This window comes from Actinopolymorpha cephalotaxi (assembly GCF_013408535.1).
Lineage (GTDB): Bacteria > Actinomycetota > Actinomycetes > Propionibacteriales > Actinopolymorphaceae > Actinopolymorpha > Actinopolymorpha cephalotaxi.
In genome coordinates this window covers 939,424-962,700 of sequence record NZ_JACBZA010000001.1, presented here as the reverse complement: position 1 = coordinate 962,700, position 23,277 = coordinate 939,424, and the positions used below count along the sequence as shown (strand labels likewise).

At 72.9% G+C, this 23,277-nt stretch carries 19 protein-coding genes; 6 read left to right on the top strand and 13 right to left on the bottom strand.

Annotated elements, in window-relative coordinates; translation table 11 throughout:
• Positions 1-12: 12 nt before the first annotated feature.
• The 5 genes from rpmA to FHR37_RS04320 all read right to left on the bottom strand — a co-directional run bounded on the left by rpmA (position 13) and on the right by FHR37_RS04320 (position 7,170).
• Positions 13-267 carry a 50S ribosomal protein L27 gene (gene rpmA, locus FHR37_RS04340; protein WP_092887532.1) on the bottom strand — a complete coding sequence of 85 codons (255 nt, stop codon included), beginning with the start codon at positions 265-267 and terminating at the stop codon, positions 13-15.
• A 57-nt stretch (positions 268-324) separates the two neighbouring features.
• On the bottom strand, positions 325-636 hold the full coding sequence (gene rplU, locus FHR37_RS04335; RefSeq protein WP_092887529.1) for a 50S ribosomal protein L21: 312 nt from the start codon (positions 634-636) through the stop codon (positions 325-327).
• Positions 637-835: 199 nt separating this feature from the next.
• Positions 836-4,147 carry a ribonuclease E/G gene (locus FHR37_RS04330; protein ID WP_092887526.1) on the bottom strand — a complete coding sequence of 1,104 codons (3,312 nt, stop codon included), beginning with the start codon at positions 4,145-4,147 and terminating at the stop codon, positions 836-838.
• A 201-nt stretch (positions 4,148-4,348) separates the two neighbouring features.
• Entirely contained in the window at positions 4,349-5,143 is a 795-nt protein-coding gene (locus FHR37_RS04325) for a TIGR03936 family radical SAM-associated protein (protein WP_092887523.1), read from the bottom strand.
• 50 nt (positions 5,144-5,193) lie between these two features.
• On the bottom strand, positions 5,194-7,170 hold the full coding sequence (locus tag FHR37_RS04320; protein ID WP_092887712.1) for a TIGR03960 family B12-binding radical SAM protein: 1,977 nt from the start codon (positions 7,168-7,170) through the stop codon (positions 5,194-5,196).
• A gap of 236 nt (positions 7,171-7,406) precedes the next feature.
• On the opposite strand from FHR37_RS04320, the gene FHR37_RS04315 reads away from it, so the two are divergent.
• The 3 genes from FHR37_RS04315 (at position 7,407) to FHR37_RS04305 (ending at position 9,921) form a co-directional block, all read left to right on the top strand.
• Positions 7,407-8,648, top strand: coding sequence for a hypothetical protein (locus FHR37_RS04315; RefSeq protein WP_092887520.1), 1,242 nt, complete (start codon positions 7,407-7,409; stop codon positions 8,646-8,648).
• Between the two features lie 174 nt (positions 8,649-8,822).
• Complete coding sequence (locus FHR37_RS04310; protein WP_092887517.1) at positions 8,823-9,635, top strand: DUF1707 SHOCT-like domain-containing protein; 813 nt, start codon at positions 8,823-8,825, stop codon at positions 9,633-9,635.
• 85 nt (positions 9,636-9,720) lie between these two features.
• Positions 9,721-9,921, top strand: coding sequence for a hypothetical protein (locus FHR37_RS04305; protein WP_092887514.1), 201 nt, complete (start codon positions 9,721-9,723; stop codon positions 9,919-9,921).
• 87 nt (positions 9,922-10,008) lie between these two features.
• On the opposite strand, the gene FHR37_RS04300 is transcribed toward FHR37_RS04305, so the two are convergent.
• The gene (locus FHR37_RS04300) at positions 10,009-10,965 is read right to left on the bottom strand and encodes a DinB family protein (protein WP_092887511.1); all 957 of its coding nucleotides are present in this window, start codon (positions 10,963-10,965) and stop codon (positions 10,009-10,011) included.
• Complete coding sequence (locus FHR37_RS04295; protein ID WP_237769026.1) at positions 10,962-11,576, bottom strand: DUF2461 family protein; 615 nt, start codon at positions 11,574-11,576, stop codon at positions 10,962-10,964. Before FHR37_RS04295 ends, FHR37_RS04300 begins: the two co-directional genes overlap by 4 nt.
• Before the next feature lie 243 nt (positions 11,577-11,819).
• On the opposite strand from FHR37_RS04295, the gene FHR37_RS04290 reads away from it, so the two are divergent.
• From FHR37_RS04290 to FHR37_RS04280, 3 genes are all read left to right on the top strand, one after another.
• Positions 11,820-12,815: a helix-turn-helix transcriptional regulator gene (locus FHR37_RS04290; protein ID WP_202818317.1), complete on the top strand. Its 996-nt coding sequence runs from the start codon at positions 11,820-11,822 to the stop codon at positions 12,813-12,815.
• A 135-nt stretch (positions 12,816-12,950) separates the two neighbouring features.
• Positions 12,951-14,606 (top strand): glutamate--tRNA ligase, encoded by a 1,656-nt coding sequence (locus tag FHR37_RS04285; RefSeq protein ID WP_092887502.1) that lies wholly within the window; start codon positions 12,951-12,953, stop codon positions 14,604-14,606.
• A 115-nt stretch (positions 14,607-14,721) separates the two neighbouring features.
• Complete coding sequence (locus tag FHR37_RS04280) at positions 14,722-15,990, top strand: Nramp family divalent metal transporter (RefSeq protein ID WP_202818322.1); 1,269 nt, start codon at positions 14,722-14,724, stop codon at positions 15,988-15,990.
• A 21-nt stretch (positions 15,991-16,011) separates the two neighbouring features.
• On the opposite strand, the gene ndk is transcribed toward FHR37_RS04280, so the two are convergent.
• From ndk to FHR37_RS04250, 6 genes are all read right to left on the bottom strand, one after another.
• Positions 16,012-16,419 (bottom strand): nucleoside-diphosphate kinase, encoded by a 408-nt coding sequence (gene ndk, locus FHR37_RS04275; protein ID WP_092887495.1) that lies wholly within the window; start codon positions 16,417-16,419, stop codon positions 16,012-16,014.
• 97 nt (positions 16,420-16,516) lie between these two features.
• On the bottom strand, positions 16,517-16,849 hold the full coding sequence (locus FHR37_RS04270) for a DUF4233 domain-containing protein (protein ID WP_092887492.1): 333 nt from the start codon (positions 16,847-16,849) through the stop codon (positions 16,517-16,519).
• A 4-nt stretch (positions 16,850-16,853) separates the two neighbouring features.
• Positions 16,854-18,251 (bottom strand): bifunctional folylpolyglutamate synthase/dihydrofolate synthase, encoded by a 1,398-nt coding sequence (locus FHR37_RS04265; protein WP_092887489.1) that lies wholly within the window; start codon positions 18,249-18,251, stop codon positions 16,854-16,856.
• Between the two features lie 116 nt (positions 18,252-18,367).
• Positions 18,368-19,522 (bottom strand): M20 family metallopeptidase, encoded by a 1,155-nt coding sequence (locus FHR37_RS04260; RefSeq protein WP_237769024.1) that lies wholly within the window; start codon positions 19,520-19,522, stop codon positions 18,368-18,370.
• Positions 19,519-20,370 carry a serine hydrolase gene (locus FHR37_RS04255; RefSeq protein ID WP_175542735.1) on the bottom strand — a complete coding sequence of 284 codons (852 nt, stop codon included), beginning with the start codon at positions 20,368-20,370 and terminating at the stop codon, positions 19,519-19,521. Before FHR37_RS04255 ends, FHR37_RS04260 begins: the two co-directional genes overlap by 4 nt.
• 120 nt (positions 20,371-20,490) lie before the next feature.
• Entirely contained in the window at positions 20,491-23,175 is a 2,685-nt protein-coding gene (locus FHR37_RS04250) for a valine--tRNA ligase (protein ID WP_092887483.1), read from the bottom strand.
• Positions 23,176-23,277 lie beyond the last annotated feature (102 nt).

Sequence of the window (23,277 nt, the reverse complement as noted above, 5' to 3'; positions counted from 1 at the left end):
TCCGGGTGTGGCTTACGCGCTCGGGAGAATGCTGACGGTGCGACGACCGCGGCGGCTCCCGAACTCCACGGTGCCCGCGGACAGCGCGAACAGCGTGTCGTCGCCGCCCCGCCCGACGTTGAAGCCCGGGTGGAAGTGGGTGCCGCGCTGGCGGACGATGATCTCACCGGCGTTGACGAGCTGGCCGCCGTAGCGCTTGACACCGAGTCGCTTGGAGGTGGAGTCGCGCCCGTTCCGCGAGGACGAGGCGCCCTTCTTGTGTGCCATGAGATGTCAGCCCTTGGTCTTATTCGGTGGGTTGGTCCGGAGGTGGTGCCTGACGGACTAGCCCTGCTTGATGTCGGTGACCTTGACCTTGGTCAGCGCCTGGCGGTGGCCCTGGCGCCGGCGGTAACCGGTCTTGTTCTTGAACTTCAGGATATGGATCTTCGGGCCCTTGGCGGCACCGAGCACCTCAGCGGTCACCGAGACCTTGCCGAGCGCCGCGGCGTCGGACGTGACGCTCTCACCGTCGACGACGAGGACGGCCGGAAGCTGCACCGTCGAACCCGTCTGCTCGGCCAGTCGGTTGACCTCGAGGACGTCGCCGACGGCCACCTTGTGCTGCCGGCCGCCACTGCGCACGATCGCGTACACCGCTGGTCTCACTCTCTTCGGACGTTCGGGAGCGCGTCGCGGGGAACGGACGCGCGAAGATGGCGCGGACACCGCGCCGACGGATCAGACTACCGCAGGCCCTCGGCGCGGATCAAAGCCGGGCCACCCGGCGGGCGCCGGTGGACCTGCCACCGGGCACCCGCGTCGGGTGTTCTGCTCGGACCGGGCACCCGCGGACCTACTCGGCGGACACCCGACGGCGGCCGCGCCGACGGGCGGGACGGCCACCGAAGTCTTCCGGCGACTCCTCCTCGGGGGCGCCGGACGGTTCCTCGGACGTGGCTGCGGGCTCCGCGCCGTTGCGGGCCGCCTCCTGTGTCTCCTGCGTCTCGTGTGCGTCCTGGGTCGCGTCCTGCCCCGGCTCCGCGTCCTGGGTCGGTTGCGCTTCCTGGGTGGGCTGCGCCTCCTGGGCCGGCTGCGCTTCCTGGACCGGCTGTGGCGTACCCGACGCTTCCGGCGTACCGGACGTTCCGGGCATGCCGACCGCCGGCCCGGGGGACGCGGGCTCGGCTGCCTCCGGACGGGTAGCTCCGACGTCCACCCATGTGGCCACCGGCACGGTCTTGACCGGTGCGGCCTTCGCCGGCGCGGCGACAACCGGTGCGGATTCCGCCGGCTCGGCCTGCGGCTGCTCAGCTTCGGCCTTGTCGGCGATCGCGTCCTCGGACTCCGACCCGACCTCGGCTGCCTCGGACTCGACAGCCTCGGACTCGACAGCCTCGGACTGGACAGCCTCGGCGGACTCCGCCTCGACCGGCTCGGCGTCCACGGACTCCGCCTCGACCGGCTCGGCGTCCACGGGCTCGGCGTCGATCGGCTCGGCGACGCCGTTGCCGCCACCGCCGCCACCACGGCGCCGACGGCGGGAGCGCCGGCCGGGCTCCTCCTCACCGCTGGGCTGCGAGGGCGCCTCGACGGGCTCGAGGCGGACCTTCACGCCGCGTCCCGAGCACGCCTCACACGGCTCGCTGAACGACTCCAGCAGGCCGGTGCCGATCCGCTTACGCGTCATCTGGACCAGGCCGAGCGAGGTGACCTCTGCCACCTGGTGCTTGGTCCGGTCGCGGCCGAGGCACTCCACCAGCCGGCGGAGCACGAGGTCGCGGTTGGACTCCAGCACCATGTCGATGAAGTCGACGACGATGATCCCGCCGATGTCGCGCAGCCGGAGCTGGCGCACGATCTCCTCGGCGGCCTCGAGGTTGTTCCGGGTGACGGTCTCCTCGAGGTTGCCACCGGCGCCGGTGAACTTCCCGGTGTTGACGTCGATGACGGTCATCGCCTCGGTGCGGTCGATCACCAGCGAACCACCGGAGGGCAGCCACACCTTCCGGTCCAGAGCCTTCACGATCTGCTCCTCGATCCGGAACGAGGTGAACACGTCGTCGTGCTTCGCCCAGCGTTCCAGCCGGTCGGCGAGGTGCGGCGCCACGTGCTCGACGTACCCCTCGACCATCTCCCAGGCCTCGTCACCGGAGACGACCAGGCGGGCGAAGTCCTCGGTGAACAGGTCTCGTACGACCTTGATCAGCAGGTCGGGCTCGGCGGAGAGCAGGTTGGGCGCCTGGCCGTTGGCGGTCTTCTTCTCGATCGCCTCCCACTGAGCCTTCAGCCGGGCGACGTCGCGGGAGAGTTCGTCCTCGCTCGCGCCCTCGGCAGCGGTGCGTACGACCACACCCGCCTCGTCGGGAACGATGTCCTTCAGCAGTGCCTTGAGCCGGCTGCGCTCGGTGTCGGGAAGTTTGCGGCTGATGCCGTTCATCGAGCCGTGGGGTACGTAGACGAGGTAACGGCCGGGCAGGCTCACCTGGCTGGTCAGCCGGGCACCCTTGTGGCCGATCGGGTCCTTGGTGACCTGGACCAGCACGCTCTGCCCAGACTTGAGCGCGAGCTCGATCCGGCGGGGCTGGTTCTCGTGGCCCAGGCTGGTCCAGTCGACCTCGCCCGCGTAGAGCACCGCGTTGCGGCCGCGGCCGATGTCGATGAACGCCGCCTCCATGCTGGGCAGAACGTTCTGCACCCGCCCGAGGTAGACGTTGCCGATCATCGACGACTGCGACTCGCGGGTGACGTAGTGCTCGACGAGTACGTCGTCCTCGAGCACCGCGATCTGGGTCCGGTCACGCTGCTGACGGATCACCATCGTGCGCTCGACGGCCTCACGGCGGGCCAGGAACTCCGACTCGGTGAGGATCGGCGGACGACGGCGCCCGGCCTCCCGGCCCTCGCGCCGCCGCTGCTTCTTGGCCTCGAGCCGGGTCGAGCCCTCCAGGGCGCTCGGCTCGTCGTCGCCCTTACGGGGTTCGCGCACCTTGACGACGGTGTGCTCGGGGTCGTCGGGCGAGGCGTCCGCGGACTCACCGCGACGGCGGCGACGGCGCCGGCGGCGACGCGAGCCGCCACCGTCCTCGTCGGAGTCGTCGTCCTCGGAGTCGTCCGACGCCTGCGACTCCGGGGACTCCCCCGCGTCGTCGGTGCCGGCCTGGCCCCCGTCGTCGGAGGTGGAGTCGGTGGAGTCGTCGTCGGCGCCGGTCTTGTTCCTGCGGCGCCCGCCACGACGGCGACGGCGACGGCGTCCGCCCTCGGACTCCTCGCCGTCGTCGGAGTCGTCGCTGTCGGGTTCCTCCGCGACGGGCTCGGCCTTGCGGCCACGCCGTCCGCGGGTGGACCTGCCGGCGCCGTCGGCGGACTTGTCCGCCTCGGCGGCCTGGTCCTGCCGGTCCTGCTGGTCGGTGTCCGCGGTCTCGGAGGTCACCGAGGTCGCCGCGGTCTCGGAGGTGGCCGCCGGCTCGGCGGCTTCCGCGGCCGCCCCGCCGCGGGTACGCCGGCGCCGCGACGGCTTCTGCTCGCCGGACTCGGCCTGCTCTCCCGCAGGAGACTTCGCGGCGGGAGCCGTCGGTGCGGTCTCGATCGCCGGCGGCTGGAACAGCACGGTCGGCGGCTGGAAGGCCACCACCGGCGGTGCCTCGGTGGTCGCGGCGGGCTGGGTCACTGCCGGCTCGCCACCTGTGACCGGCGCCGACTCGGCCGGCACCGACTCGGCCGGCACCGACTCGGCCGGCGAGGAGGTCTCCGGCTGGGCGTTCTCCTGCGGAGTGTCGTCCGCCTGATCCGGCTTCGGCTGATCGTCCTTCGGGGCGGCGGCCTTCTTGGCCCGGGTGCGCTTGGCGGCGGCTCGCTTACGGGGCGCCGGCTTCTGCTCCTCGGCCGGACCGTCGGTCACGCCGTCGGGCGCACTGTCGGTCGCACTGTCGGCTGAGCCATCAGCCGAACCTGACGGGGACTCCGCTTCCGCGGCGGGCTCGGCCGGCGCGGCGGCAGCCTTCTTCGCCCGGCTCACACGCTTACGGGTGGTGCGGCGCGGCGTGGTGGGCTCCGCCTCCTGCGGCGGGCCGTCTGCCTGCGGCGGCGAGCCGCCGGTGTCGGCAGCGGGTCGATCGGAGTGTTCGGGTGTCGCGCCCGTTTCGGCGCCGGGCTCGTTTTCGAGCAAGTCTGTCTCCTGTCAGCCCCCGGGCTGGTGAGCCGCGCGGAGGCCTGTGTCGGTCGTCAGGGTCACCGGCAGGCGGCCTCGACGTAAGTCGCTTGTCAGTCCCGAGCGAGAGCCGTAGCTTCGCTTCGGAACCGCGACGGCGCCTTCGCCACGGCATCGCTCCCGATCGGTGTCCCCAACCGCGTCAACGGCTCCTGTCACTCACGAGGTGACGGAAGCGTCGCGGTCGGGGGCCAGCGGGTCGCCCACGGTGCCGGACTCCTCGTCCCACGGGCCCTGGCTCCGCCGGGTCATGCGATGTGGTGGCGGAAGCTCGAGCCCAGACGCCAGGCGGAGCCCAGCGAGGACGTCGTCGGGTCGCACAGCGGGCGTTCCGTGCCGCACGACCACCTGCAGTATCGCACAAGGAATCGAGAGGTCGGTCGTACCGCCGGACGGTGCGCCCGCGGCCGGTTCCGGCCGGGTCAGGTCGAGCCGCCGGACGGCGTCCCGAATGTCGAATACGCGAAGTCCGTTCTTGGTGAGACGCTCCACCTCCACTACGTCGCGGGCGAGGAACGCCTCGACCGCCGAGGCCAGGTCGCCGGCGGCTTCCACCGGGCAGGCGATCTCCCAGAACGAGGCCTGCAGCCGGTCCGCCAGCGCGCCCGACCCCGCCTCGACGACCTCCAGCACGTCCAGCCCGTCGGGCAGCGCGGCGTCCAGCCCGGCACGCAGCGCCTGCGGGTCGCAACGCACGGCGACACCGAGTTCGGCGTACTCCGCCTCACTGGCGGCCCCGGTCGGCGCGGCACCCGCGTAGGAGATCTTCGGATGCGGACTGAAGCCGGCGGAGTACGCGATGGGTACGCCGGCCCTGCGGACGGCACGCTCCAGCGCCCGCTGGAAGTCGCGGTGACTGGTGAAGCGCAGCCGTCCCCGCTTGGCGTACCGGAAGCGCAACCGCTGCACGGTCGGCGGGGTGTTGCGGTCGGGTGGCTTCGGTGTCCGGCTCATATCGCCGCAGACCCTATCGGTCGGCCCGCGCCGGCCGGTCGGTCAGCCGGTCAGCCGGAGTCACGGCTGCCGGCGGGGGCGACGAGCTCGGCCTGCCGGGTCTGGGAGACCCCCACGATGGGGAGCATCTTCTGCCCGGTCGGGCCGACCTGGATCTCCGTACCCATCTGCGGGCAGACACCGCAGTCGAAGCACGGCGTCCAGCGGCAGTCCTCGACCTCCACCTCGTCCAGCGAGTCCTGCCAGTCCTCCCACAGCCACTCCCGGTCCAGGCCGGCGTCGAGGTGGTCCCACGGGAGCACCTCGGTCTCGCCGCGTTCGCGGGTGGTGTACCAGTCGAGGTCGACGGGCTCGCCGGCCAGTGCCTCCTCGCACGCCTTCACCCACCGGTCGTAGGAGAAGTGCTCGCTCCAGCCGTCGAACCGGCCGCCGTCGGCCCACACAGACCGGATCACCCGGCCCACCCGGCGGTCACCGCGGGACAGCAGTCCCTCGACCACCGAGGGCTGCCCGTCGTGGTAGCGGAGCCCGATCGCCTTGCCGTACTTCCGGTCGCTGCGGATCGCGGACCTCAGCTTGGACAGCCGGGAGTCGACGTTCTCCCAGGACTCCTGGGCGGCCCACTGGAACGGCGTGTGCGGCTTGGGCACGAACCCGCCGATGGACACCGTGCACCGGATGTCGTTGCGCCCGGACACCTCGCGTCCGGTGGCGATCACCCGCTGGGCCAGGTCGGCGATGGCGAGCACGTCCTCGTCGGTCTCGGTCGGCAGCCCGCACATGAAGTACAGCTTCACCTGCCGCCAGCCGTTGGCGTACGCGGTGGCGACGGTGCGGATGAGGTCGTCCTCGCTGACCATCTTGTTGATGACCTTGCGCAACCGCTCGCTGCCACCCTCGGGCGCGAACGTCAACCCGGACCTGCGGCCGTTCCGGGAAAGCTCGTTGGCCAACGTGACGTTGAACGCGTCGACCCGCGTCGACGGCAGTGACAGGGAGACGTTGCTTCCCTCGTACCTGTCGGCCAGCCCCTTGGCCACCTCGCCGATCTCGGAGTGGTCGGCGCTGGACAGCGACAGCAGGCCGACCTCCTCGAAGCCGGACGCCTCCACGCCGTTCTGCACCATCTCACCGATCGTGGAGATGTTGCGTTCGCGTACCGGCCGGGTGATCATCCCCGCCTGGCAGAAGCGGCAGCCGCGGGTGCACCCGCGGAAGATCTCCACCGAGAAGCGCTCGTGCACCGTCTCCGCCAGCGGGACCAGCGGTTGCTTGGGGTAGGGCCACTTGTCGAGGTCCATCAACGTGTGCTTGACGACGTGCGACGGAACGCCGCTGCGGTTGGGGGCGACCCGCTTGATCCGGCCGTCGGGGAGATAGTCGACGTCGTAGAACTTGGGTACGTAGACCCCGCCGGACACGGCCAGCCGGAACAGCAGTTCGTCCCGCCCGCCCGGGCTTCCCTCGGCCTTCCACTCCCGGACCACCTCGCTGATCGCGAGGACGACCTCCTCCCCGTCGCCGAGGACGGCGGCGTCGAGGAAGTCGGCGATCGGCTCGGGGTTGAACGCCGAGTGGCCGCCGGCCAGCACGATCGGATGCTCGTCGGTGCGCTCGCAGGCCTCCAGCGGGATGCCGGCCAGGTCGAGCGCGGTGAGCAGGTTGGTGTAGCCGAGTTCGGTGGCGAACGACACACCGAGAAGGTCGAACGCACCGACCGGGCGGTGCCCGTCGACGGTGAACTGCGGGATGGCGTTGTCCCGCATCACCTTCTCCATGTCCGGCCACACGGAGTACGTGCGCTCGGCCAGGATCCAGTCGCGTTCGTTGAGCACCTCGTAGAGGATCTGCACGCCCTGGTTGGGCAGCCCCACCTCGTAGGCGTCGGGATACATCAGCGCCCAGCGGACCTGGGTGGAGTCCCACTCCTTGACGGTCGAGTTGAGCTCACCGCCGACGTACTGGATCGGCTTCTGTACCGCCGGTAGCAGGGGCTCCAGCCGGGGGAACAACGACTCCACGGCCATGGTTCTCAGCACACCTTCGATCGGGGTCTCGTCGGCCAAAGCATCCAGGGTAACCGCCGGCCGGGTCCCGGCCCGGGCCGCCGGTCCGCCGGGCGGGTTCGGCACGGGTTCGGCACGGGTTCGGGGCGGGTTCGGGGCGTCCGACGAGGCTTTGCCGCAGGGTCGGCCGGGCGGGCGAGGCCGTTCCCCCTCGAGAGGGAGGCAACACCAGGTCTGCTCCGGCCAGCGTGAAAGCCATGCGATTTCTCGACGGAACGCGGATCGGCCGCGACGCGGACGGCTTCGACAAGCTGGACGGCCTGGATCCCCTGAACTGCCTCGAGTGCCACCCGCGAGGAGATGCCGGGGTCCGGCGAGGCCCGGAAGCCGCCGCGAACCCGCCCCGACCCGAGGTCCACTGGTCGGCGCGGTTGCCGGCGCTGGTGATCGGGTGGGCCCTCGCGTACGGCGCACTTCGGACGTACTGGGCACTCGGCCACCGGCCGTGGTTCCCGCCGATCGGGCCGGACCTGCTGGCGTTCTCCGGCTGGGGCGTGGTCGTCCTGTGCGCGGCGGCGGCCGTGGTGGCGCTCGGCATCCGCCTGCTGGTCGGCCCGCTCGGCGTGGTCTCCGGACGCGGCGGTCCGGCCGGGCCGCGGGTCACCGGGGCCCGGGCGGTCGCCGGCTGGACCGTGGTGGCGCTCGCCTGGGCCGTGAGCGCGGTGATCACCTCCGCCGCCTGCCTCCTGCTGCTCGACGTCGTGGGACTGCTGTTCGTCGGCACCCGCGTTCCGTTCGACGTGGGTGCGCTGCTCAGCCGGGCCGGCTGCATGGCGGCCGCGGTGCTGGTGGGCGGGACCGCGCTGGCGGCAGGCCGGCGGCTGCGGGGAGGCTGCCTGGGCTGTGGGCGGCCGGCGCGTCGCACCCCGGCCGGGTCGTCCGGGTCCACCGGGCCCGTCGGCGCGGAGACCCCCGGGATCGCCGGGACCGACGGCGAGGTGCGGGCACCGTGGTGGGCGTTCGCGGCCGGTTACGCGGCGGTCCTCGGGTGCGTGATCCGGTTCGGCGCCCAGGCCCTGATCGGGTTCGGCCCGGAGGCGGCACCCGCGACCGGATCCGCGGGAAGGGTGGCGGGCCTGGCGTTCCTGGCGGCCGCCGCGCTCGCGGGCACGTTGCTGCCGCTGGCGCAGGTCCACCGCTTCGGGCGGACCTGGCCCCGCTGGGTGCTCGGCCTGGCCGGCCGCCGGGTGCCGCGGTGGCTGGTCCTCGGCCCGGGGCTGGGCGTCTCGGTGGGAATGACGGCGTACTTCGGGACCGGTCTGGTCCAGCTCCTCACCGAGCCGGCGAGCGCGGCGCAGGCCGACCCGTACCCGTCCTGGTTCATGGGAGTGGCCATGTCGGCGTACCTCGTGTGGGGAGCCGGCCTCGGCGTCGCCGCGCTCTCCTACCGGCTGCTCACCCGGCCGCGGTGCACCTGGTGCGGAGCGCGGGCTCGGTAGCCGAGGTCTGGCGGTTGAGGTAGATCCTGCCGGTGCGGGCGGAATCCTGGCGGCACGGGCAGGATCTGGGGTACGGCGGGATAATGTCCGCGCGGTGGGCAGGGCAGGGACGCAGTCCCGGCCCGTCGCCTGCGGAGCGCCCACCTCTACTGACGCAGCACGGGGAAGGCGGCCATGACCGACCAGCAACCCGAACCCAGCCGGTCCGAGCAGTCGGGACCTGACCACCCGGCGGTGGGCGAGGCCTCCATCCTGGCCTCCGACGCGGAGCGGGAGGCGGTCGTCTCCCGGCTCAACGCCGCGTGCGGTGAGGGCCGGCTGACGCTGGAGGAGTTCAGCGACCGACTGGAGCGTTCCTACACCGCACGCACCCGCGGCGAGCTCGAACCGCTCCTTCGCGACCTGCCGCTGGGCGCCGAGCAAGCCGCCGAGCCCGCCGTCCACCCTTCCGCGGGCCGCGGTCGCACCGACTGGCACGTGACACCACTGGGCGGACTGCGCCGGAGCGGCCGCTGGCGGATGCGCGACCAGCTGGTCTCGGTGACGCTGATCGGTGGTGTCGACCTCGACCTGCGCGAGGCGCAGCTGGACGCGCCGGAGGTCACCCTGACCTCGGTGTCGGTCATCGGCGGCGTCAGCCTGACCGTGCCGCCCGGGGTCTCGGTGGTGACCGAGGGGTTCAGCCTGCTCGGCGGCCGGCGGATCGACGTCGACGAGGTGGCCGGCGACGACGCACCGACCCTGCGGGTTCGTTCGTTCTCGGTGCTCGGTGGTCTGCGGGTGTCGAGCTCGCGGCCGTACGACGGGTTTCGCGCCGCCCGGGAGAGCAGGCGGGAGGCCCTCGCCGACGCCCGGTCCCAGCGTGGCGCGGCGCTCGCCGACGCGCGGTCCCAGCGCAGGTCCGCACTCGCCGACGCCCGGGCCGGACGCCGGGACGCTCGGCAGGCCCGGCGGGACGCCCGGCGCGACCGCCGGCGTGGCCGGTAGCCGGCGTACCGGGAAAAGCGGTACCCGCCACCCCTGGAGCCGGTCCGGGTAGGAGGTGCCGGGGTCTGATGGGAAGATGTGCCGCATGGCCGCGTTCCTGTGTCTCCCGGCAGGGTCGGGACTCACTCTCGCCGACATCGAAGACTGGGCGTCTCGCGCCCGCGCGCTCGGCGCCGGCGACGACGCCGAGGTGGTGGTCGGCGAGCCCCCGCTGGCCGACGGCGGCGAGCCGCCGACGCTGAGCGTCCCGGTCAACGTCAGCCGGACGGTCCTCCCCGACGCCTGACCGACCCGCGGCAGCACGATCCGCGCCCTTCCCCGACTCCGACCGCGTTTCCGGCCGGGTCCGGAGGCGGTTCGAGTGCACACGGGGTCACCGGCGCACAGACGTGAGGTAGGCGGCCGTCTCGGCCTGGCCGAAGTGTTCGGCCCAGCCGAGCGGGGTGGCCGCGAAGGTCGGGTCGGTGCGGTCCAGGTCGGCGCCGCGCTCGACCAGGAGGCGTACGACCTCGAGCGCGCCCGCCCCGGCCGCGTAGTGGAGCGGGGACGGCGCCGGCGAACGCTCGGGGGCGTCCACACCGAACCCGAGGTCGACGAGCAGGCGTACGGCGTCCCAGCGCTCGCGGGAGGCAGCCCGGGACACGATCCCGGGATCGTCCGCACCGAGGCGCTCGACCACGCCGGGATCCTGCTCACGCAGCCGCTGCGCCTCGGCCCGGTCACCGCGCAGGCACGCGTCGGCAAACGGGTCCTGGGGGCGCTGGTGCTGGTAGAGGTCGCGAACGACCCCGATCTCCGCGCCGTGGTGGATCAGCTCGTCCAGGATGTGCAGCGCGAACGCCGCGCCGTCGGACTCGGCGAACGGGCCGGCGATGTCACCCATCGGGCGGGCCAGCGCCTCGTCGGTCACGGCGGCGAGGCGACGGCGCCAGATCGCGTGCGCGCGTTCGAGCGCAGCGACCGCCGCGGCGGCGGTGCCCCGCGGCGCCGGCTCCTCGTCGGCACCGACCGGCAGGCCGAGCCAGGTGGCGGTCCGGTCCTCGCCGAGGACGTCCGCCACGTGGGCGATCCGCCAGGCCAGGGTGGTGAACGGCGCCGGCTGCGGGGGCATGGCCGACCCGTCGGCGGCGTACGTGCCGTCTCCGGACGGTCTCAGCGTCCAGGCGTCGGGCACCGGCTCCCAAAGGTATTCCTCGTCGGTGAGGCCACCGAGCCGGTGGTGCAGTCGTTGCCAGGCGAAGTCGGAGAGTTCGAGCAGGTGGGCCTTCATCGAACTGCTCGCCGGGTTCTTCGTGGAGGAGCCGGCCGAGGTGTCGTTCTGGGTGGTCATGGCCGCACGCTAGCCCCGGTGGCGGACAGCTCCGGTCCGGTATTTTCGGCGAACCACGTGGTCAGCGGGCGCAGCGCGGCGAACTCCGCGAGCAGCCGGTCGACCACCTCCGGCGTGTGCAGCCAGGCCTCGCCGCCGACCGGGCGGGCGGCGGTCAGCGACCGGTGGCGCAGCAGGTCCGCCCTGGGATGGCCGGGCGGGAAGCCGCGGGGCACCCGCTTGAGCAGATCGCCGCCGATCTCGTACCCCTCCTCCGCCAGGTCCTCGACGAGCCCCGCCAGCTCCGCACCGGCCTCCCCGGCCACCGCGTGCCGATAGCGCTCCACCTGCTCACCCGGCGCGTACCACCACGAGCACTGGACGGCCAGGCCGTCGAGGTCGAACGACACCCCCAGCTCGACGTTGGGCGCGACCCGGACCATGCCGACCTGCCGCTGCCAGGGCCACAGCATCTTGGCGAAGCCCCAGACGTGGAAGTCCTCGTAGGCCTCGTCGGCGCCGGCGACGTCTCGCAGCAACGCGATCATCGGCCCGCGGACCAGCCGCTCACGGTCGCCGCGATGTCGTTCGCGCTCGGCCTGGGTCGGGTCGCCGTCCAGCCGCAGCAGCACGTCGAACGCCTCCTCCGGCCAGCCGGTGCAGTGACGTTCGCCTGTTGGTTTCGAAGCTCGGTCAGGGGGCTGGTGGTCAGCAGGTCGTCCCACGGGGACCTCCCGGGCGGAAGCGCGATCGCTGGACATCGCTGGATGAGTGCGGAGCATGCCACCGCCCACCGACAACCGGCAGCGCGCGACCGCTCGGCACCTACCAGGGGCTGGCCCCCGGCGAGCGTGCGCGCAAGGATCGGCGATCTCATGGATGTCATGGACGTCAAGGACACCGCCGTGCGGCTTCTCCGGCTGCTCTCTCTCCTGCAGGCCCGCCCACACTGGCCCGGCGAGGAGCTCGCCGAACGCCTCGGCGTCACCCCGCGTACCGTCCGCCGCGACGTCACCCGGCTGCGCTCCCTCGGCTACCCCGTGCAGGCCGACCTGGGTACGCACGGCGGCTACCGGCTGGGCACCGCGGGCAGGCTGCCTCCGCTGCTGCTGGACGACGACGAGGCGGTGGCGATCGCGGTCGGGCTCGGCGTCGCCGCGACCACCGCGGTCTCCGGTGTGGCGGACGGAGCGGTCGCCGCGCTGGCGAAGCTGGACCAGGTGCTCCCGGCCAGGCTGCGGGAACGCGTGAGCGCCGTCCGGGCGAGCACCGTGCAACTGCCCGGGCGAGACCTCCCCCGGGTGGACGCCGACGTCCTGGTGGCCCTGGCCACCGGGTGCCGGCGTACGGAGGAAGTGCGGTTCGGCTACCTCGACCACCAGGGGCGGGCCGGCGAACGGACGGTCGAGCCGTACCGGATCGTGCACACCGGCCGGCGCTGGTACCTCGTCGCCCGCGACCGTGACCGGGCCGACTGGCGGACGTTCCGGGTCGACCGGGTGCGGGATCCGGTGCTGACCGGCCGGCGGTACGAACACACCGACCCGCCGGACGCGATCGCCATGGTGTCGGAAGGGACCAACCTCGCGCCGTGGTCGATCCAGGCCCGGCTCCGGGTGCCGTTCGACGTGGCGGAGGCCCGCCGGAGGTTTCCGCCCAGCGTCGGCGTCGTGGAGCCGGACGAGAGTCCCGGCGGCGGGGAGCCGGCGGCGATCCTGCGGGTGGCCGCCAACGAGCTGGGACCGCTGGTGTCGTTCGTCGCCGGGCTGGACTGCGAGGTCGACGTGCTCGGCCCGGAGGAGTTGCGGGCCGCCGTCCGCGACCACGGCGCCCGCCTGGCCGCGCGGCACGGCCACCCGCCACGCGGGTGATCACCGGCCTACCGGTCGTCGCCCGGAGGTGGTGCTCGCATAGGGTCGACGCAAGATTCCACCCGAGGCCAACCCCAGGCCGGGCACAGGCCCACCCCCACGCCCACCCCACGTCGTCGACGGAGATCACCAGCGATGCTCGACCGCGCCGAAATCGACGCCCTCTTCCCCGCGGACCTGCGCGAGCCGGCGTACTGGGAACAGCAGTACCCGCCCCGGCAGCTGCCCGAGGGTGCGAAGGTGACGCGGGTCGGTCCGTCGCCCACCGGGTCGCCCCACCTCGGCCTGCTCTACGTCGGGGCGATCGACCGGTCCGTCGCCGACGAGTCCGGCGGGCGCTACCTCTTCCGGATCGAGGACACCGACCAGGCGCGGGAGATGCCGGGGGCGCTGGAGCAGTTCGACCGGGCCTTCGCCTACTTCGCGGTGAAGCCGGACGAGTCCGACGAGCTGGGCGGCGACTACGGCCCGTACCGCCAGTCCCGGCGTTCGCACATCTACCTCAGCCACGTCCGCGAGCTGCTGCGCCAGGACAGGGCGTACCTCTGTTTCGCCACCAAGGAGGAGCTGGCGCAGATCACCGCGACGCAGCAGAAGACGAAGCTGCCGACCGGCTACTACGGGCGGTGGGCGATCTGGCGGGACGCCGAGCCCGACGCCGTACGGGCCAAGCTCGCCGAGGGCGCGCCGTACGTCGTCCGCTTCCGCGCGCCGGCCCGTCCGGGCGCGCGGACCCGCTTCACCGACGCCATCCGGGGCGAGCTCTCCCACGAGTCCAACCGCAACGACGTGGTGATCCTGAAGACCTCCGCCCAGGAGCCGCGGCTGCCGACGTACCACTTCGCGCACGCCGTGGACGACCACCTGATGCGGGTCAACCTGGTGATCCGCGCCGACGAGTGGATCTCGTCGGTGCCGCTGCACCTGCAGCTGTTCGAGGCGCTGGGGTTCGAGGCGCCGGAGTACGCCCACATCGCGCCGCTGAACAAGCAGGACGGCGGCAGCAAGCGGAAGCTGTCCAAGCGCAAGGATCCCGAGGCGTCGGTCGACTTCTTCCTGGAGGCCGGCTACCCCGCCCCGGCCACGCAGTACTACCTGCGCGGCCTGGCCAACGGCCGGCTCGCCGACCTGCCGATGGAGCAGGCGCTGTCGGCGCCGATCCGGCTGGAGGACTGCGGCGTGGCCGGTCCCCTGGTCGACCTGGTGAAGCTGTCCGACATCAGCGCCGACCACATCGCCACCCTGTCCGGTGAGGAGATCCTCGACCAGCTCTCCGTCTGGGCACGGACCTACGACCCGGAGCTGGTGGACGTCGTGGCGAACGACCGCGACCTCGCGCTGCGCGCGCTGGCGGTCGAGCGCGAAGGGGTGGAGAACCCGCGCAAGGACCTGCGCCGGTGGTCGGACTTCCGGCCGGTGTACGGCTTCTTCTTCCCCGCGCTCTTCCCGCTGGTCGCCGATCCGGGCGACGAGCGGCTGGGCGGGCTGGACCCGGAGATCGTCCGCACGCTGGCCGGTGAGTTCGCCGACGGATACCAGGAGCTGGACGACCCGCAGGAGTGGTTCGGCCAGATCCGTGAGCTCGCCGCCCGGCACGGCTTCGCCAAGAACGCCAAGGAGTACAAGCGCGACCCGGACGCCTTCCCCGGCTCCATCCGGGAGGCCTCCCAGGTGATCCGGGTGGCGCTCACCGGCTCCACCCGCAGCCCCGACCTGTTCTCGGTCGCCCGGGCGCTGGGTGCGCCGGAGGTGCTGCGGCGGGTGCGTGCGCTGACCGGCGCCCAGGCGTAGGGCCGAGGCGGGCCGCGACACCCCGATGCCGACCACGATCGGGGGTACGGGGGACGCACGCAGCCGGGCCCGTGCGCCGCGGACGGGGGTGCGAAAGCGCTCCGGGGCGGCGCTGATCGGTCCGGCGCTGGTCGCCGCGGTCGCCTACGTCGACCCCGGCAACGTCGCCACCAACGTCACCGCCGGCGCGACGTACGGCTACCTGCTGGTCTGGGTGATCGTCACCGCCAACCTGATGGCCGGGCTGGTGCAGTACCTCTCCGCCAAGGTGGGGCTGGTCACCGGGCGGTCCCTGCCGGCCCTGGTCGCCGACGAGCTCTCCCGGCCGGCCCGGTTGGCGTACTGGCTGCAGGCGGAGCTGGTCGCGGTCGCCACCGACCTCGCCGAGGTGGTGGGAGGGGCGATCGCGCTGGCGTTGCTGTTCGACCTGCCGCTGCTGCTCGGCGGGCTGGTCACCGGCACGGTGTCGATGGCGGTGCTGGCGGTGCACGACCGGCTCGGCCGGCGACCGTTCGAGCGCGTCATCGTGTCGTTCCTGCTGATCGTGACGGTCGGGTTCCTCGCCGGTCTGGTCGTCGCGCCACCGGCGCCGGGCGACGTCGCGGCGGGCATGGTTCCGGGGTTCGCCGGCCTGGACAGCGTGCTGCTGGCCACCGCGATGCTCGGCGCGACCCTGATGCCGCACGCGGTCTATCTGCACTCCGGCCTGTCCGCCGACGGTCCGGCCGCGCGCCGGCTCGCCGCCTGGACCTCCGCGGGACGGCACCCGGCAAGGCTGCTGGCGGCGGACCCCGCCGCTGCCCGGGTGCGCCGCCGTGCCGGCCGGGTGGTGCGCCGCTACCTCGCCGTCACCCGGATCGACGTGCTGGTGGCGATGGTGCTGGCCGGCACCGTCAACCTCGGCCTGCTGCTGGCCGCCGCCACGGCGCTGCGGGGCGTGCCGGGCACCGACCGGCTGGAAGGTGCGTACGCCGCGATCGCCGACCAGCTCGGCGGCGGGATCGCGGTGGTCTTCGCGGTCGGGCTGCTCGCCTCCGGGCTGGCGTCCACCTCGGTCGGCTGCTACGCCGGCGCGATGATCATGGAGGGGTTGCTGCGCCGGCGGATCCCGCTTCTCGTCCGGCGGCTGGTGACGCTGGCGCCGGCGCTGCTGCTGCTCGGGGCCGGCGTCGACCCCACCCGCGCGCTGGTGCTGTCCCAGGTGGTGCTGTCGTTCGGGGTGCCGTTCGCGGTGGTGCCGCTGGTGCTCCTCACCGCCCGACGGCGGCTGATGGGCGAGGCGACCAACCACCCGGCCACCACAGCGGCCGCGGGAGTGGTCGCCGCCGTGGTGACCGCGCTGAACCTCGGCCTGGTGGTGCTCACGTTCACCGGAACGGGTTAGCCGAGGACGCGCCGGAACGAGCTAGAGCTTAGGGAACCAGAGGGCGATCTCGCGGGCGGCCGACTCGGCCGAGTCCGAGCCGTGCACGAGGTTCTCCCGGTTGGACAGCGCGAGGTCACCGCGGACGGTGCCGGCGGCCGCCTTGCGCGCGTCGGTCGCGCCGTTGAGCGCCCGGACGACCTCGATCGCCTGGTCACCCTCCAGCACGGCCGCGAGCAGCGGACCGCTGGTCACGAAGTCGCGCAGCGGCGGGTAGAACGCCTTCTCGACGTGCTCGGCGTAGTGCACGTCAGCCGTCGCCGCGTCGATGGTGCGGAGTTCGGCGGCGACCAGCGCCAGCCCCTTGCGTTCGTAGCGGCTCAGGATCTCCCCGACCAGGCCACGGCTCACGGCGTCGGGCTTGATCAGGACCAGGGTGCGCTCGGACACGCGTACTCCTCGCGGTGGGACGGGCCTGCGTGCGGGGACGCCGGCCCGGAAGAACGGACAGAACTGATCAGACGGACAGGATGCGCAGCGTAACCGGTCACTCGGCGCGGTCCCGCTCGGCCCGGAGCGCGACGATCCGCCGGTCGAGGACGAGGCAGACGAACCACAGCACGGCGAAGATCCCGCCGAGGAAGAACATCAGGGGTACGAAGACTCCCAGCGCGATCGCCACCACCTGCAGCACCGACCCGATCACGCGACCGGCGGGGAACCGCAGCAGGCCCGCGGTGACCAGGCAGGCGACGGCGATCCCGCCGCCGACCGCACCGGCCTGGCCGCCGCCGACGCCCTCGATCGAGACGGCCACCGGGATGGCCAGCCCGACGATGATCGCCTCGAAGACGAGGACGGCCGCCAGTACCGAACGCACGCCGTCACCGTCCCCCGAGCAGGACCCGGGCCTCGCCGGCGGTGATGACCGAGCCGGTGACCAGGACCCCGCCGGAGCCGAGTGCGCTGGCCTCCTCCTCCGCCAGCCGCATGCCGAGGTCCAGCGCCTCGTCCAGCCGCGGCGCGAGGGAGACCCGCTCCTCGCCGAAGATGTCCATCGCGATCTCGGCGAGTTCTGCGGCCGGCATGGCGCGCGCGGTGGAGTTCTGGGTGACCACGATCCGGCTGAGCACCGGCTCGAACGCCTCCAGCACGCCCTCCACGTCCTTGTCCGCCATCACCCCGACCACGCCGATCAGCGGCTCGAACGAGAACGACTCGGTGACGGCCGCCGCGGTCGCGGTCGCGCCGTGCGGGTTGTGCGCCGCGTCCAGCAGGACCGTCGGGCTGCGCCGGACGACCTCCAGCCGTCCGGGCGAGCTGACGTTGGCGAAGCCCTCGCGTACCAGGTCGGCGTCCAGGCCTTCGCCCTCGGTGACCCCGCCGGCGAGGAATGCCTCGACCGCGGCCAGCGCCACCGACGCGTTGTGCGCCTGGTGGGCGCCGTGCAGCGGCAGGAAGATCTCACCGTACGTGCCGTGCAGGCCCTGCAGGGTCAGCTGCTGCCCGCCGACCGCGATGTCGCGGTTGACGACCCCGAACTCCAGGCCCTCTCTCGCCACCGAGGCGCCGACCTCCGCGGCCCGGCGCATCAGCACCTCCGCGACCTCGACCTCCTGCTGGGCGATCACCGCGACCGCGCCCGACTTGATGATGCCGGCCTTCTCCCCGGCGATCTCGACAGGCGTGTCGCCGAGGTACTGCGCGTGGTCGACCGCCACCGGGGTCACCACCGCGACCCGGCCGTCGGCCACGTTGGTGGCGTCGAAGCGCCCGCCGAGCCCGACCTCCAGCACCGCCGCGTCGACCGGGGCGTCGGCGAAGACCGCGAATCCGATGGCGGTGACGATCTCGAAGAACGACAGCGGGCGATCCAGCCGCGGGTCGGCGAGGTCCACGAACGGCATCACCTCGTGGTAGGCCTGCACGAACCGCTCCGGCGACACCGGCTCCCCCGACAGGCTGATCCGCTCCCGGATCTCGGCCAGGTGCGGGCTGGTCAGCCGGCCCGCCCGGACACCGAACGCCGCCAGCAGGGAGTCGACCATCCGGGCGGTGGACGTCTTGCCGTTGGTGCCGGTCAGGTGGATCACCGGCGCCGCGTGCTGCGGCTCACCCAGCAGCTCGCACAGCAGCCGGATCCGCTCGAGGGTGGGGCCTTCGACCGACTTGTGCTCGGGCAGCCGGCGCAGCAGCGCCCGCTCCACCTCGACGTAGGCCTGCTGCGCGGCCCGGTCGGTCTGCGCGCCCTGGCCCGCCCGGCCGGCGTCACCGCGTGCCATGGCGACCAGCTCCTGCTCGTGTAGTCACCCGGGCATTGTTTCGCGCGCGGGCGCCGGGCCGCCGCAAGGGGTCCCGGGGTCGACGGAAGGGGCCACAACCTCGCGGTTATCCCGGGTCATCGGTTCTGCTCGCGGACGAGTTCGACGAGGCGGGCCAGCAGCGCCGCGCGGCGGGGCAGCTGCGCGATCTCGACGTACTCACCGGGCGCGTGGGCGTTCGCACCGACCGCGCCCAGCCCGTCCAGGGTCGGGGTGCCAACGCCCGCCGCGATGTTGCCGTCGGAGGCGCCGCCGACGCTCGCGCCGGTCAGGGGTTCGAGGCCGAGCTCACCGGCCGCCCGTTCGGCCAGGGCGAACAGCTTCGCCGAGGCCGAGGGCTCCAGCGGAGGATGCGCCCAGCCGGCCAGCACCTCCACCGAGGTACCGGCGACCTTCGGGGCAAGGCGGCGGATCGCGGCGTCGATCCGGTCCCGGTCGGCCGCCGAGGACACCCGGACATCCACGTGCACAGACGCGTCGGCCGGCACGGTGTTGTTCGTCGTACCGGCCGCCAGCACGGTCGGGGTCACCGTCGGGCCGTCCGGCCCCTCGTCCAGTTCGGCGAGCGCCACCACCATGTGGGCCAGTGCGACGCCGGCGTTGGCGCCGTTCCAGGGTTCGAGTCCGGCGTGCGCCGCCCGGCCGCGCACGCGCACCTCGTAGTGGGACACGCCCCGGCGCGCGGTCTTCAGCGCACCTCCGTCCGCACTCGCCTCCAGCACGAACGCCGCGACGCTGCGGCGGGCCTCCTCCTCGATCAGACCGCGCGAGCTCGGGGCGCCGATCTCCTCGTCCCCGGTCACCAGGACGGTCACCCCTTCGCGGCCGGGCAGGACCGACAGAGCGTGGAACAGCTGCACCAGCCCGGCTTTCATGTCGAAACACCCCGGGCCGTACGCCAGTCCGTCGCGTACTCGCCAGGGGTGTTCGGCCAGCGAACCCACCGGCCACACCGTGTCGTGGTGCCCGAGCAGCAACACCCGCGGACCACTCGGCTCGCCGCCGAAGCGCCACCGCAGGTGCGAGCGCCCGTCCACGACGATCCGCTCCGGCGCCTGCCCGGTCAGGCGTTCCCCCAGCTCGGCCACGACGTCCGCGCTCGCGGCGACCGCGGCCGGGTCCGCCGACGGCGACTCCTGGCGCACGAGCCGCGCCAGGTCGTCCACCATCGCCGGCAGGGCGTGCGCGAGCAGAGCCGGTATCCCCGCGAGCGAGGACGATTCGGGCGTCACCGTGCCTCCCGGATCGCGTCGATGGCCAGCCGCGCGACCCGGCCGATCGCCCGGTCGGCGTCGGGGTCGCGCCGGGCGACTCGGTGCCCGCGGAGGTACACCGCGACCGCGTACGCCTCCCCGCCCCCGAAGTCGACCACGCCGACCTCGCTGCGGATCCCGCCGAAGAGGGTTCCGGTCTTGCCGGAGACGCTCGGACCGTTCGGATAGGCGGTCGACAGCCGGTGCGGCGCGAACTGGTGGCCCATGACCCGGCGTACCTCCGAGCACGCCTCCGGTGGTCCGGCCTCGTCCCGCCAGACGGCGCTCAGCAGGCTCGTCATGTCCCGCGGCGTCGTGGTGTTGCCGCGTTCGCCCCGCAGGGACGGGCTCCGGCGGAACCGCTCGGCGAGTTCCTCCGGCGTCAGCGCGTCCCGGTCGTCGCCGAGTTCGTCGAGCAGGGCGGCGATCAGGTGGTGGCAGTCCAGCTCGAAGCTGGTGTCCGTCAGGCCGAGGGCGCGCAGCCGGGCCGTGACGGCCTCGTGCCCCACGAGTTCGTGCAGGACGTCGGTCGCGGTGTTGTCGCTCACGTGGATCATCAGCATCGCGAGGTCCCGCACGGACATCTCCACGTCGTCGTTCAGGATGGAGATTCCGGTCGGTCCGGTGGTGCGGCGATCGGAGGGCACCCGGATCCGGTCGGCGGCCCCGATCCTGCCCTCGGCGGTCTGGCAGGCGACCTCGAGCAGTACCGCCACCTTGTAGGTGGAGGCGGCCGCCGAGCGCCGGTCGGCGTCGAGCCCGACCTCACCCGCACCGAAGATCGACCTGGCATGCAGGGCGGCGTCGGCGTGCGCGTCGCGGAGCACGGCGCGAATCCGTGTCGAGACGTCACCGCCCGGGCCGGAACGGTCGCCGGAAGGCGCGCCGGGCGGGTCGCCGAAACGCTCGTCCGGGGCGGCGGAGCCCAAGTCCCGAGCCCTCATGGGTCAGCCGGTGGGCAGGGCGGCCAGCTGGGCTTCCAGGCGGGCGATGTCGGCCTCGGCCGTGGCGTACTGGCGGTTCACCTTGTCAACCACAGGTTGCGGTGCCTTGGCGAGGAACTCGGCGTTGCCGAGCTTGCGCTGGGCCTGGTCGCGGTCCTTGTTGGCGTTGCCGAGGTCCTTCTCCAGGCGCCGCCGCTCGGCCGCCACGTCAATCGTGCCGGCGGTGTCGAGTTCGACGCGGACGTCGCCGACCGGCAGGGACGCCGACGCGGTGAAGTCCGGGCCCGCCTCCTCCAGCCGCAGCAGCGTGCGGATCGCCGGCTCGTGCGCGGCGAGGACGCCCGCCTCGATACCGGCCAGCCGGGCCGGGACCCGCTGCCCGGGGCGCAGGCCCTGGTCGGAACGGAACCGCCGGACCTCGGTCACCAGCCGTTGCAGGGCAGCGATCTCGGCCTCCGCGGCCGGGTCGGCGTACGCCTGCTCCGGCACCGGCCACGCGGCCACCACCAGCGACCGCTCCGCCTCACCCGACGCTCCGGCCACCGCTGCCTCACCGTCAACGCCGCCTTGCGTCAGCGCGAGCCACAACTGCTCGGTGACGAACGGCATCACCGGGTGCAGCAGCCGCAGCAGCCGGTCCAGGACGTGCCCGAGCACCGCCCGGGTGGCCCGGGCCGCGTCCCCGCCCGCTGTCAACGACGTCTTGGCAAGCTCGACGTACCAGTCGCAGAACTCACCCCACGCGAACGCCTGGATCGTCTCGCACGCCTTGGCGAACTCGTGGTTGTCGTAGGACGCGTCGACCTCGGCCATCACCGTGTGCAGGCGGGACAGGATCCACCGGTCCGCACTGGACAACCCCGCGGCCGGCGGCACCGGCAGCGCGGTGGACGCGCCGTTCATCAGCGCGAAGCGGGAGGCGTTCCACAGCTTGGTGGCGAAGTTGCGCGAGCCCTGCGCCCAGTCCTCGGTGATGGGTACGTCGGAGCCGGGGTTGGCGCCGCGGGCCAGGGTGAAGCGGGTGGCGTCGGCGCCGTAGCGGTCGATCCAGTCCAGGGGGTCGACGACGTTGCCGAACGACTTCGACATCTTCTTGCCGTGCGCGTCGCGGACCATGCCGTGCAGGACGATCTCGCGGAACGGCACGCTGTCGGCGGGGCCGCGGTCCTGCATGGCGTACAGGCCGAACATCGCCATCCGCACGACCCAGAAGAACAGGATGTCGTAGCCGGTGACCAGCACGCTGGTCGGGTAGTAACGCGCCAGGTCGGGTGTCTGCGCGGGCCAGCCGAGAGTGGAGATCGGCCACAGCCCGGAGGAGAACCACGTGTCCAGCACGTCCTCGTCCTGCGTCCAGCCCGGTCCGCTGGGCGGCTGCTCGTCCGGCCCGACGCACACCACCTCGCCGTCCGGCCCGTAGTAGACCGGGATGCGGTGGCCCCACCACAGCTGCCGCGAGATGCACCAGTCGTGCATGTTGTCGACCCAGGAGAAGTAGCGCTTGGCGAGCTCGGGCGGGTGGATCGCGATCCGCCCGGACCGCACGGCCTCGCTGGCGGCGCTGGCCAGCGGCTCCACCTTCACGAACCACTGCAGGGAAACCCGCGGCTCCACCACGGTGTCGCACCGCTGGCAGTGGCCGACGGCATGGCGGTACGGCCGGACCTCGCGTTCGATCCGCCCGTCCGCCCGCAGCGCCGCGACCACGGCCGGCCGGGCCTCGAACCGGTCCAGCCCCTGGAACGGCCCGTGCGCGGTGATCACGCCGTGCTCGTCCATGATCACCAGGCTGGGGAGGTCGTGCCGGCGGCCGATCTCGAAGTCGTTGGGGTCGTGGGCGGGGGTGACCTTCACCGCGCCGGTCCCGAACTCCGGGTCGACGTGCTCGTCGGCGACCACCGGGATCCGGCGGCCGGTCAGCGGGAGCTCGACCTCGGTGCCGACCAGGTGGGCGTAGCGCTCGTCGTCGGGGTGCACCGCGACGGCGGTGTCGCCGAGCATCGTCTCCGCGCGGGTGGTGGCGACCACGAGGGAGTTGTCGCCGTCGCCGTAGCGGATGGAGACCAGCTCACCGTCGTCGTCGGAGTGCTCCACCTCGATGTCGGACAGCGCTGTGAGACAGCGGGGACACCAGTTGATGATCCGCTCGGCGCGGTAGATCAGCCCGTCGTCGTACAGCCGCTTGAACATCGTCCCGACGGCCCGGGACAGTCCCTCGTCCATGGTGAACCGCTCGCGGGACCAGTCGACCGAGTCGCCGAGCCGGCGCATCTGGCCGAGGATCTTCCCGCCGGACTCGGCCTTCCACTGCCACACGCGTTCGACGAACGCCTCCCGGCCGAGGTCGTGGCGGGACAGACCCTCCTTGGCGAGCTCGCGTTCGACGACGTTCTGGGTGGCGATGCCGGCGTGGTCCATGCCCGGCAGCCAGAGGGCGTCGAAACCCTGCATCCGGCGCCGGCGGACCAGGACGTCCTGGATGGTGTGGTCGAGCGCGTGCCCCACGTGCAGGGAGCCGGTGACGTTCGGCGGCGGGATGACGATGGAGTACGGCGTGGCGTCGGGCTTGCCGCTCGGGGTGAAGTAGCCGCGCTCGACCCACCGCTCGTACAGCGTGCCTTCCACCTCGGCCGGAACGAACGTCTGCGGAAGCTCGGGCGCGGACTCGGGCCGCTGCGGCGCACTCATGCGGTGAAGTTTAGGGACCGGCTCCCGGGGTCCGATCACGCGGGAACGGCGTGCCGCGCCGATGCCGGTTTCGTACGAAATGGGCTGGCGGGGTTCCCGGCC